Annotated in this window: 11 protein-coding genes; 8 read left to right on the forward strand and 3 right to left on the reverse strand. The window is 66.5% G+C overall.

The genetic code is table 11. The features are described 5' to 3' along the window. The first annotated feature begins 14 nt into the window (after positions 1–14). The 5 genes from RN02_RS21945 (at position 15) to RN02_RS21965 (ending at position 4,424) form a co-directional block, all read left to right on the forward strand. Entirely contained in the window at positions 15–431 is a 417-nt protein-coding gene (locus RN02_RS21945; RefSeq protein WP_043272815.1) for an organic hydroperoxide resistance protein, read from the forward strand. 250 nt (positions 432–681) lie between these two features. After that, positions 682–2,031 carry an epoxide hydrolase family protein gene (locus RN02_RS21950; protein ID WP_043272814.1) on the forward strand — a complete coding sequence of 450 codons (1,350 nt, stop codon included), beginning with the start codon at positions 682–684 and terminating at the stop codon, positions 2,029–2,031. 46 nt (positions 2,032–2,077) lie between these two features. Continuing rightward, entirely contained in the window at positions 2,078–3,067 is a 990-nt protein-coding gene (locus tag RN02_RS21955) for an alpha/beta fold hydrolase (protein ID WP_043316791.1), read from the forward strand. A 13-nt stretch (positions 3,068–3,080) separates the two neighbouring features. Next, the gene (locus RN02_RS21960) at positions 3,081–3,584 is read left to right on the forward strand and encodes a cytochrome P460 family protein (RefSeq protein WP_043316794.1); all 504 of its coding nucleotides are present in this window, start codon (positions 3,081–3,083) and stop codon (positions 3,582–3,584) included. A gap of 66 nt (positions 3,585–3,650) precedes the next feature. After that, the gene (locus tag RN02_RS21965) at positions 3,651–4,424 is read left to right on the forward strand and encodes an alpha/beta fold hydrolase (RefSeq protein ID WP_043316797.1); all 774 of its coding nucleotides are present in this window, start codon (positions 3,651–3,653) and stop codon (positions 4,422–4,424) included. A gap of 183 nt (positions 4,425–4,607) precedes the next feature. Here RN02_RS21965 and RN02_RS21970 read toward each other — a convergent pair whose 3' ends face one another. Both RN02_RS21970 and RN02_RS21975 read right to left on the reverse strand, forming a co-directional pair. Further along, positions 4,608–5,594 (reverse strand): NAD(P)H-quinone oxidoreductase, encoded by a 987-nt coding sequence (locus RN02_RS21970; protein ID WP_043316840.1) that lies wholly within the window; start codon positions 5,592–5,594, stop codon positions 4,608–4,610. A gap of 130 nt (positions 5,595–5,724) precedes the next feature. Continuing rightward, positions 5,725–6,555, reverse strand: coding sequence for an alpha/beta fold hydrolase (locus tag RN02_RS21975; RefSeq protein WP_043316799.1), 831 nt, complete (start codon positions 6,553–6,555; stop codon positions 5,725–5,727). A gap of 133 nt (positions 6,556–6,688) precedes the next feature. Here RN02_RS21975 and RN02_RS21980 point away from each other — a divergent pair, with 133 nt between their 5' ends. Continuing rightward, the gene (locus RN02_RS21980) at positions 6,689–7,150 is read left to right on the forward strand and encodes a MerR family transcriptional regulator (RefSeq protein ID WP_009621970.1); all 462 of its coding nucleotides are present in this window, start codon (positions 6,689–6,691) and stop codon (positions 7,148–7,150) included. 324 nt (positions 7,151–7,474) lie between these two features. Here RN02_RS21980 and RN02_RS21985 read toward each other — a convergent pair whose 3' ends face one another. After that, positions 7,475–8,377 (reverse strand): acetoacetate decarboxylase family protein, encoded by a 903-nt coding sequence (locus tag RN02_RS21985; protein ID WP_236695211.1) that lies wholly within the window; start codon positions 8,375–8,377, stop codon positions 7,475–7,477. A gap of 297 nt (positions 8,378–8,674) precedes the next feature. On the opposite strand from RN02_RS21985, the gene RN02_RS21990 reads away from it, so the two are divergent. Together RN02_RS21990 and RN02_RS33415 are read left to right on the forward strand one after the other, a co-directional pair. After that, a complete protein-coding gene (locus RN02_RS21990; RefSeq protein ID WP_043316803.1) occupies positions 8,675–9,907 on the forward strand; it encodes an NADH:flavin oxidoreductase/NADH oxidase family protein in 1,233 nt (410 codons plus the stop codon). A 117-nt stretch (positions 9,908–10,024) separates the two neighbouring features. Next, complete coding sequence (locus tag RN02_RS33415) at positions 10,025–10,366, forward strand: hypothetical protein (protein ID WP_152623804.1); 342 nt, start codon at positions 10,025–10,027, stop codon at positions 10,364–10,366. The last annotated feature ends 82 nt before the right edge of the window (positions 10,367–10,448 follow it).

A 10,448-nucleotide genomic window follows, 5' to 3' on the forward strand; every position in this document is an offset into this window, starting at 1 on the left:
GCCAGGAGGCAGCCATGACCACCGAAACCGTTCTCTACACCGCCAGGGTCCACACCACCGGGGCCCGCGACGGCGGCACCTCGCGCAGCGACGACGGGCGCCTGGACATCCGCCATTCGCTGCCCGGCACGCCAGGCACCGGCACCAACCCGGAGCAGCTGTTCGCCGCCGGCTGGTCGGCCTGCTTCGAAGGCGCGCTGGGCCTCGCCGCGCGGCGGAAGAAGATCGCCCTGCCGGCGAACCTGGCCATCGACGCCGAGGTGGAGCTGTGCCAGGGCGGCGAAGGCTACTTCCTGCGGGCGCGCCTGCAGGTCAGCCTGCCGGGGCTGGAACGGGACGCCGCCCTGGACCTGATCGAGACAGCCCACCAGACCTGCCCCTATTCGAAAGCCACCCGCGGCAACATCGACGTGGCGCTCTCACTCGCCTGAACGAGCCCGCTGCGGCCACGCCAGGCCGGCGTGGCCGCAGCGCCCCGGCGTCGGCGGGCCAACGATACGAAGGTATCGACCGACACCTTCGTGCAATCCCCAGGCCCGCCGTCCTTTGTTCTGATCGATGCCACGGGTTGCGCGGCGCCTCCACCGGCGGGACGGGCGCGACCGACAGTGGCCAGCTTCGCGCTTCGCCGAGGGCGAACGATTGCGTCCACGCCCCGGCCCCCACTCAAGGAGATCGACCATGCTCGCAGCATCGCACCCACGGAAGACTCAGCACCTGTTCACCCGTTCGCTCCTGGCCGGCGCCGTCGGCCTGTTCCTCCTCGGCGGCAGCCACGCGCACCTGGCGCCGCTGGCGCTGGTCGCGTCCGCCAACGCCACAGCGAGCGAGGACGACAGCGTGCGGCCGTACCGCATCGAGGTGCCCCAGGCGCAGCTGGACGACCTGCGCCGGCGCATCGCCGCCACCCGCTGGCCGGACAAGGAAACCGTCGCCGATGCCTCCCAGGGCGTGCAGCTGGCCAGGCTGAAGGCGCTGGTCGACTACTGGGGCAACGGCTACGACTGGCGCAAGGCCGAGGCGAAGCTCAACGCCCTGCCGCAGTTCGTCACCCGCATCGACGGCGTGGACATCCAGTTCATCCACGTGCGCTCCCGCCAGCCCCACGCCATGCCGCTGATCCTCACCCATGGCTGGCCCGGCTCGCCGCTGGAGTTCCTCAAGACCATTGGCCCGCTGACCGACCCCACCGCCTACGGCGGCAAGGCCGAGGACGCCTTCGACGTGGTGATCCCGGCGATCCCCGGGCACGGCTTCTCCGGCAAGCCGACCGAGCTGGGCTGGAACCCCGACCGGGTGGCCCGGGCCTGGGACGTGCTGATGAAGCGCCTGGGCTACCGGCAGTACGTGTCCCAGGGCGGCGACCACGGCTCGGTGATCTCCGACGCCCTGGGCCGCCTGGCGCCGCCCGGGTTGCTGGCCATCCACCTGAACATGCCGGCGACCATCCCGGCGGAGCTGGTCAAGCCGATCAACAGCGGCGACCCGGCGCCCAGCGGCCTGTCCGCCGACGAGCGCGCCGCCTACCAGGCGCTGAGCACCTTCTTCGGGCGCAACGCCGCCTACGGCGCGATGATGGTGACGCGGCCGCAGACCATCGGCTATTCCCTGGCCGACTCGCCGGCCGGCATGGCCGCCTGGATGTACGAGAAGTTCGCCGCCTGGACCGACAGCGGCGGCGAGCCGGAGCGCGTGCTCAGCCGCGACGAGATGCTCGACGACATCTCCCTCTACTGGCTGACCAACACCGGTGCCTCGTCCTCGCGCTTCTACTGGGAAAACAACAACAACAATTTCAGCGCCGCCGCGCAGAAGACCGCGCAGATCAAGGTGCCGGTGGCCATCAGCGTGTTCCCCGGCGAAATCTACCGCGCGCCGAAGAGTTGGGCGCAGCGCGCCTATCCCTCGCTGGACTACTTCCACGCGGTGGACAAGGGCGGCCACTTCGCCGCCTGGGAGCAACCGCAGCTGTTCAGCGAGGAACTGCGCGAGGCCTTCCGCCCGCAGCGCGCCTCGCTGGCCGAGCGCTAGACCGAAGCCCCGCCGATTCCCGGCACACAGCAAGGGAGAACCCCTGATGAACCCGTTCAAGTACAAAGCCCTGGGCGCCCCGGTGCTCGCATTCGCCCTGGCGAACCTCGCCGCCCCGCTGGCGCAGGCCGCCGACGACGCCTTCGGCGCGCTGCGCCACGTGGACGCCGGGCTGCTGAAGGTGGCCTACGCCGAAGCCGGCCCCGCCGACGGCCCGGCGGTCATCCTGCTGCACGGCTGGCCCTACGACATCCACAGCTACAGCGAAGTGGCGCCGCAGCTGGCGGCCAAGGGCTACCACGTGCTCATCCCCTATGCCCGCGGCTATGGCGACACCCGCTTCCTCTCCGCCAAAACGCCGCGCAACGGCGAGCCGGCGGCCCTGGCGGTGGACGTCGTCGACTTCATGGACGCGCTGAAGATCAAGCGCGCGGTGCTCGCCGGCTACGACTGGGGCGCGCGCTCGGCCGACATAGTCGCGGCGCTGTGGCCGGAGCGGGTGAAGGCCCTGGTCTCGGTCAGCGGCTACCTGATCGGCAGCCAGGCGGCGGGCAAGGCGCCGCTGCCGCCCAGCGCCGAACTGCAGTGGTGGTACCAGTTCTACTTCGCCACCGAGCGCGGCCGCGAAGGCTACGACAAGTACCGCCACGAGTTCGCCAAGCTGATCTGGCAGCTGGCCTCGCCCAAGTGGAACTTCGACGACGCCACCTTCGCGCGCAGCGCGGCGGCGCTGGACAACCCCGACCAGGGCCCCATCGCCATCCACAACTACCGCTGGCGCCTGGGCCTGGCCGAGGGCGAGGCGCGCTACGCGGAACTGGAGAAGCGCCTAGCGGCCTTCCCCACGATCGGCGTGCCGACCATCACCCTCGAAGGCGACGCCAACGGCGCGCCGCACCCGCCGGCCGAGGCCTACGCCAAGCGCTTCAGCGGCAAGTACGAGTACCGCCTGATCAAGGGCGGCATCGGCCACAACCTGCCGCAGGAGGCGCCCCAGGCCTTCGTCCAGGCGGTGGTCGACGCCGACCACCTGTGAGCGGAGCGCAGCCATGATCCCCAGACTCCCCGCACTCGCCGCGGCTGCCCTGGCGCTCGCCCTGGCCGCCGGCGCCAGTGCCGACCCGGCGCCCGCCGCGGACGCCTCGCCGATCTACGGCGTGCGCATGCCCGAGGGCTACCGCAACTGGCAGCTGGTCGCCCCGGCGCAGGAAGCGGCGCCGCTGAACGAGCTGCGCGCGGTGCTCGGCAACGACATCGCCATGCGGGCCTACCGCGCGGGCAAGCTGCCGTTCCCCGACGGCAGCGTGCTCGCCAAGCTGGCCTGGAAGCACGTGCAGTCGCCGGAATTCGAGCCGGCCTCGATCCCCGGCGCGGCCACCACCGTGCAGTTCATGGTCAAGGACTCGAAGAAGTACGCGGCCACCGGCGGCTGGGGCTTCGCCCGCTTCATCGACGGCAAGCCGGCCGACGAGGCGCAGCACCAGACCTGCTACGCCTGCCACCAGGCGCGGGTGAAGAACCATGACCTGGTGTTCACCCGCTACGCGCCCTAGCGCCGATTTCCCACCACCGGCCGGGGCCGCGCGCCCCGGCCTCATTCCCCTGCAAGGAGAACCCCGATGAAAACAACCCTCGGTGCCCTGGCCTGCGCCGCCGGCCTGCTCATGGCCGCCGGCGCGTCCGCCGCCGCGAAACCCACCGTGGTGCTGGTCCACGGCGCCTTCGCCGACGCCTCCAGCTGGAACGGCGTGACGCGCATCCTCGAACATGACGGCTACACCGTGGTGGCCGCCGCCAACCCGCTGCGCGGCGTCGCCAGCGACGGTGCCTACGTCGCCAACATCCTCGCCAGCCTGAAGACGCCGGTGGTGCTGGTCGGGCACTCCTACGGCGGCAACGTCATCAGCGCCGCGGCCAGCGACGCCGGCAACGTCAAGGCGCTGGTCTACGTCGCCGCCTTCGCCCCCGAGGCGGGGGAGAGCGCCGCGGACCTGGCCGGGAAGTTCCCCGGCAGCACCCTCGGCCCGACCCTGGCGCCGCCGGTTGCGCTCAGCGGCGGCGGCAAGGACCTGTACATCCAGCAGGACAAGTTCCACGACCAGTTCGCCGCCGACGTGCCCGCTGCGCAGGCCAAGCTGATGGCCGCCGCCCAACGCCCGGTCACCGAGGCCGCGCTGAACGAGAAGGCCGGCGCCGCCGCCTGGCAGCGCATTCCCTCGTGGTTCGTCTACGGCGACCAGGACCGCAACATCCCCCCGCAGGCCCTGGCCTTCATGGCCCAGCGGGCCCACGCGAAAGACGTCGAAGTGGTCCGCGGCGCCTCCCACGTGGTGATGGTCTCGCATCCCGATGCGGTGGCGCGCTCGATCGAGAAGGCTGCGGCTTCGCTGTAAAGGTTCGCTCGGCCGGTGACGGCGCTGGCCGCTCCTTGCGGAGCGGCCAGCGACACCCAGATTCGCTGGCCCCTGGTCTTTCCCGCGCAGGCTCCGGGAAACGGCGTCGCTATGAGATGCAGGGAAAAGGAGATAGCGGGGAGACCGGCCTCGCCGAGGTTTCATGGCGAGCCGGTCGGATCGTCAAGGCTGGCTTGCGAGAACGATCTTGCCGATATGCAGGCCCGAGTCCATCAACTCATGGGCTGCACTTGCCTGCGTCAGGCCGAAGACCTTGAAAACCAGGGGCTTGACCTCGCCCTTGCGGACATGGGGCCAGACCTGGCTCTCGAGCTCATCGATGATCGCCTTTTTCTCGTCGTGGCTTCGAGAACGCAGGGTCGAGCCGATATGCGTCAGGCGCTTCACCAGCATCTGGAAGTAATTGACGGTGGCCGCGGGCCCCTTGACCAGCCCGATCTGAACGATGCGGCCGTTCATGGCCGCTGCCTGGAAGTTTCGATCGACGTAGTCCCCGCCGATGATGTCGACCACCACGTCGACGCCGCGCCCCCCGGTCTCGCGCATGACCTCTGCCACGAAATCCTGCCGGGTGTAGTCGATGGGGTGATCCGAGCCCAGGGACCGGCTGGCAGCCTGCTGTTCCTCGTTCTTCACCGTGGTGAAAATCTGCGAGGCGCCGAAAGCCCTGGCCAGCATGGTGGCCGTTGTGCCGATGCCGGAAGCGCCGCCATGGATCAGCACCGCTTCCCCGGCCTTGAACTGCCCTCGCTGGAACAGGTTGGTCCAGACGGTCATGAAGGTTTCCGGCAAGGCCGCCGCTTCTTCCAGGCTCAAGCCTTCGGGCAGATGGAGGGTGGTGCGCTCGTCTGCAACGGCGTACTGGGCATAGCCGCCACCGGGAACCAGGGCCATCACTTTGTCACCGATGGCGAAATTGCTTACCTCGGCGCCCAGCGCCACGATTTCGCCGGATATTTCCAGCCCGGGAATATCCGAGGCGCCAGGCGGCGGAGCATAAAGGCCTTTGCGCTGGAGGACGTCGGGCCCATTCACGCCGGCGGCATGCACCTTGATCAGCACTTCCCTTTCGCTCGGGCGGGGAGTGGGCCGCTGGACCGGGACCAGAACATCCGGTCCTCCCGGGTGGCTGATCTCAATGGCTGTCATGTGGGAAGGAATGTTGGGCGCGTTCATATTGCGAACCTCGGTATAAGCATTGACGCAGCGTGGAAATGGCCGATCTGATCGGCCAGGAAAGAAGGGGAGCCAGGATAGGCGCACCTGGCTCCCGGGCTCGTCAGCCGCGGATGAAGGCGAGCAGGTCGGCGTTGATCGTATCGGCCTCGGTGGTCGGCATCCCGTGGGGGAAGCCTGAGTAGGTCTTCAGCGTGCCGTTGCGAAGCAGCTTCGCCGAGAGCAGGCCCGAATCCTCATAGGGGACGATCTGGTCGTCGTCGCCATGCATCACCAGGACCGGGATGGTGATTTTCTTCAGGTCCTCGGTGAAGTCCGTTTGCGAGAACGCGACTATGCCGTCGTAGTGGGCCTTGGCGCAGCCCATCATGCCCTGGCGCCACCAGTTCCAGATGATGCCTTGCGAGGGCTTCGCGCCTGGACGGTTGTAGCCGTAGAAGGGGCCTGCGGGCACGTCGTAGTAGAACTGTGCGCGGTTGGCCGCGAGTCGGGCCTGCAGGTCGTCGAAAACCGCCTTGGGCAGGCCGCCGGGGTTGCTGTCGGTCTTCACCATCAGCGGTGGGACGGCGCTGATGATGGCGGCCTTGGAAACACGGTCCTCGCCATGGCGGGCGATGTAGTGGACGACCTCGCCGCCGCCGGTGGAGTGGCCGACGTGAACCGCGCCCCGGGTGCCGAGATGATCGACTACCGCGGCCACGTCGTCGGCGTAGTGGTCCATGTCGTGGCCGTCCCACACCTGGCTCGAACGCCCATGCCCTCGGCGGTCGTGGGCGACGACGCGGAAGCCGTTGGCCAGGAAGAAGAGCATCTGGGCATCCCAGTCGTCGGCGCTCAGCGGCCAACCATGGTGGAAGTGGATCACCTGGGCATCGCGGGGGCCCCAGTCTTTGTAGAAGATCTCGACGCCGTCCTTCGTGGTGACATATCCCATGTTCGCATCTCCTGTGTGAGGTGGAGTTCGGTGACCAGCGATGCGACACCGCGTGGACGCCCCATCGCTTGGCCGTCCAATCACTGTAGGTTTAAAGTAAGCTTTAAGGTCAACGCTTTTTCGAGGGTGCGGCATGAGAATTGGAGAGCTGGCGAAGCTCAGTGGGCTGGCGCCTTCGCGCATTCGTTTCTACGAGGCCAGCGGCCTGATCAACTCGGTCGAGCGCAAGGCCAATGGCTACCGCGACTACGCGCCGGAGACGCTGGTGATCCTGGAGATCATCACCGGCGCCCAGAGCGCGGGCTTCTCGCTGGAGGAGATCCGCCCCTTGCTGCCGTTGAACGCCAGTGGCTGGCAGCATGGCGAATTGCTGGAGGGCCTCAGGCGCAAGGTGGGCGAGATCGAGGTGCTGCAGAAGCGCCTGGAGCAGAACAAGGCACAGTTGCTGGTGGCCATCGAGAGCATCGAGAGCAAGCCGGAAGGGATGCAGTGCGCAGACAACACCCAGCGGGTGCTGGAGCGGCTGCGGGAGGAGGGCAGTGTGGCAATGCCGGTCCGTAGGCAGGCCAAGGTCGGTAGCGTTTCTGCCGAGTGAGCCATCGGAGCTCCCGGTTGTTTCTCCGCCTACGACGTTATTCGCCGAATCGCGGACAGAGTCCGCTTACGTTCCAGGAAGCACGATTTTTCGTAGGATGGCGTTGAGCGAAGCGATACCCATCAGCGCAACCGCATGGGTTTCGCAAGCTCAACCCATCCTACGAAGAGCACCTCGGCGCAAGACAGTTGCTCCTACGTTGCAGGCGAGCACGGCTTTTCGTAGGAGCGGACCTTGTCCGCGATCGCGGATGGAATCCGCGGCGCGCCGGGGGGCAAGGTCAAACGGCGGATAACCGCGAACGGTTATCCGCCCTACGCCTGGTCAGTCCTTGCCGACAAGCGCGCCCAGCGGCTTGGGCGCATAAAGCGCGCTCTGGAACTGCGGAACGTACTCGTACTTCAGCATCTTTCCGAGCTTCAGCGACTTGATGTAGCTGGAAAGCTCGCCGTCGCCGAGGATCAGCCGCGCCGAATCCCCGTCGCTGCTGGAGGCATGGCTGAGCTGGCGCGACACCGCGTAGCCATAGGTCAGCTCGCCGTTCCGGTCGGTATTGGTGAAGCTGTTGGTCACCAACTCGTCCTTCTGCGAAAGCTCGGCAAGCTTGGCCGCCTGGAACACCACATCCACCTTGCCTGTCCGGCTATCGACGATGTTGTAGGTCACCTTGTGCGCATCCTCCGTGACGTCGATGCCGGTCAGCCACTTCGGCAGGTTGTAGCCAACCACGCCACGAACCCTTGCGAGTTCGGTGTTCACTGGGAGCTTGAGCACGTACCCCCAATAATCCTTGGACAGCGACTGGCCAACCAGCGTGAGGGGGCCGAGGTTCGAGCGGCCAGGCTTGTTGGTGATGATGGAAAGGGCGACTTCGTTGTAGCTGTCGTTGTCGCAGTAGTGATAGGAGTAGGCGGTGAATGCCACCAGGCCGCGCCCCGGCCAGACCTGCAGGGGCTGCACCTTTTCCAGGACCTTGGCGGGTATCAGCTCCCTCAGTTTGTCGATGTCCGCCGTGTAGACGGCGGTGACCCGGCTGTTCTTGTAGTAGAAGTTCGGCGAGTAGGATTCGAAGCCTATGTCCACCTTCGTCTTGGTCAGCCCCTTGAACCAGCTCAGGTCGACGTCCGGCGCCTCGGCGGCGATCACCGAGAGGGGCGGGTTCGAACGGTAGCGGTCGTACAACCCGCCTTTCACCACAGGCACTTCATGGCCGGCGATGTCGATCATCGTGCTTTCGGTCGCTGGAACCTCGGTCCATGCGGAGGCTGCAAGGGCATTGACGAAAAGTCCGGCTATCGCGGCAACACTTCCGAGTTTCACTGTTCACTCTCTCCAGGGTTAGGCGTGGGGCTTGCGGCACGCTGGCCAGCAGCTTGCCGGCGAACCCTAACCTTTAACTGAACTTTAAGGTCAAGCCCCTGCAATCCCGGATTCCGAGTGGTTGGCACTGAACGCGAAAACACCCTTGACATTAAAGTTGACTTAAAGGTTACGGTGCGGCAGTCGCCAATCCTGGAGCCTGTGATGACAGTGTTCACTGCGTTGACCCTGCCCAATGGGGCCGTCATTTCCAACCGTCTCGCCAAAGCCGCCATGGAAGAAAACATGGCGGACAAGGACCATGCGCCCTCGGACGCCCTGATCCGCCTCTACCGCACCTGGGCCGAAGGGGAGGTCGGGCTGATGATCACCGGCAACGTCATGATCGACCGCCGCGCCATGACCGGGCCGGGCGGGGTGGTGCTGGAGTCCGAGCGGTTTGGCGAGCGCTTCCGGGCCTGGGCGCAAGCCGCCCGCTCCCACGGCGGGCAGGTGTGGATGCAGATCAACCATCCGGGCCGGCAGATGCCCGCGGCCCTGAAGCAGGACACCATCGCGCCCTCGGAAGTCCCCATGGACCTGGGCAACTTCTCCAAACAGTTCATACCGCCGCGGGCGATGACCGAGGCGGACATCGCTGACGTCAAGGCGCGCTTCGTCAGGACGGCCGTGCTCGCCGAACGCTTCGGCTTCACCGGCGTGCAGATCCATGCCGCGCACGGCTACCTGATCAGCCAGTTCCTCTCGCCGATCACCAACAAGCGCACGGACCAGTGGGGCGGGGCGCTGGAGAACCGCGCCCGGCTGCTGCTCGAGGTGGTCAGGGAAGTCCGCTCAGCCGTGGGCCCCGGGTTCGCCGTGTCGGTGAAGCTCAACTCGGCCGACTTCCAGCGCGGCGGGTTCAGCACGGACGATGCGAAGCAGGTCGTCGCGCTGCTCAACCCGCTGGGCGTGGACCTGATCGAGCTGTCCGGCGGCAGCTACGAAGCGCCGGCGATGCACGGCCAGGCCCGCGACGGCCGCACCCTGGCCCGGGAGGCCTACTTCCTGGAGTTCGCCAAGGACATCTCGTCCGTTGCAAAGATGCCGGTCATGGTCACCGGCGGCGTGCGCCGGCTGCCGGTGGCCGAGCAGGTCCTGGACAGCGGCATCGACATGGTCGGCATGGGCACCGCGCTGGCCATCGACCCCAACCTGCCCAGGGACTGGCGGGCGGGGCAGGCAAGCGCGCCCATGCTCAGGCCCATCACCTGGAAGAACAAGGTGCTGGCGTCGATCGGCTACATGGCGATGGTGAAGCACCAACTGCGCCGCCTGAGCCTCGGCAAGCTGGCCAACCCGAATGTCGCGCCGGCGCTGGCGCTGCTGGAGCAGCAACTGGATACGCAGGTTCGCACCTGGCGGTATCGGCGTTGGGTGAGGGGGCTTGCCGGCTGATCATTTGCCGGGGGGGGGGCTCCTCGGAGATACGGCTGGATCAGGCGCTCCCATGAATAGGCCAGGGTAGCCAGAATGGGGAGAACTACCATGCTCCGCCGCTCGTAACTGCTGATCATGAACGCCCTGGCGATCATGCCTGCGGCCTGGAACGGCTACCTGTTCTATGTCCCGCAGTGGATTCCGTTGAAGGAGCGACTGATCGATGATCGACGAGCTGCTGGAATTTTCCCGCAGCGACCTGCAGCAACTGGAATTGCTCCTGGCGCCCGGCTAGTTCCACGGCTGCGGGAAATCGAGGACGAAGGGCGCTTTATTAAACGCCGTGGAACGCCTGGATGCCGACGAGAGCGGCATGAAAGGCGCAAGAGCGGCTCAACGACCATTCAGCCCGAAATGGTTGACGTCGATAGTCAGGCATTGCTTTTGTGGCAACAAGAAGCTGTACGAATGCCTTAAAAGCTGTAAAAGCATACGTCTTTGATTTTAAAGAATTTTATTAATCTTCAGCCATTAAAAGGTGGAAAAAACCTCCTTGCGA

This window comes from Pseudomonas sp. PI1 (assembly GCF_000812405.1).
Lineage (GTDB): Bacteria > Pseudomonadota > Gammaproteobacteria > Pseudomonadales > Pseudomonadaceae > Pseudomonas > Pseudomonas citronellolis.

What these genes read in the sequence shown, in the direction of transcription:
- RN02_RS21945 (WP_043272815.1), top strand. Translation starts at nt 15, where the DNA reads ATGACCACCGAAACCGTTCTCTACACCGCCAGGGTCCACACCACCGGG.
- RN02_RS21950 (WP_043272814.1), top strand. Translation starts at nt 682, where the DNA reads ATGCTCGCAGCATCGCACCCACGGAAGACTCAGCACCTGTTCACCCGT.
- RN02_RS21955 (WP_043316791.1), top strand. Translation starts at nt 2,078, where the DNA reads ATGAACCCGTTCAAGTACAAAGCCCTGGGCGCCCCGGTGCTCGCATTC.
- RN02_RS21960 (WP_043316794.1), top strand. Translation starts at nt 3,081, where the DNA reads ATGATCCCCAGACTCCCCGCACTCGCCGCGGCTGCCCTGGCGCTCGCC.
- RN02_RS21965 (WP_043316797.1), top strand. Translation starts at nt 3,651, where the DNA reads ATGAAAACAACCCTCGGTGCCCTGGCCTGCGCCGCCGGCCTGCTCATG.
- RN02_RS21970 (WP_043316840.1), bottom strand. Translation starts at nt 5,594, where the DNA reads ATGACAGCCATTGAGATCAGCCACCCGGGAGGACCGGATGTTCTGGTC.
- RN02_RS21975 (WP_043316799.1), bottom strand. Translation starts at nt 6,555, where the DNA reads ATGGGATATGTCACCACGAAGGACGGCGTCGAGATCTTCTACAAAGAC.
- RN02_RS21980 (WP_009621970.1), top strand. Translation starts at nt 6,689, where the DNA reads ATGAGAATTGGAGAGCTGGCGAAGCTCAGTGGGCTGGCGCCTTCGCGC.
- RN02_RS21985 (WP_236695211.1), bottom strand. Translation starts at nt 8,377, where the DNA reads ATGATCGACATCGCCGGCCATGAAGTGCCTGTGGTGAAAGGCGGGTTG.
- RN02_RS21990 (WP_043316803.1), top strand. Translation starts at nt 8,675, where the DNA reads ATGACAGTGTTCACTGCGTTGACCCTGCCCAATGGGGCCGTCATTTCC.
- RN02_RS33415 (WP_152623804.1), top strand. Translation starts at nt 10,025, where the DNA reads ATGAACGCCCTGGCGATCATGCCTGCGGCCTGGAACGGCTACCTGTTC.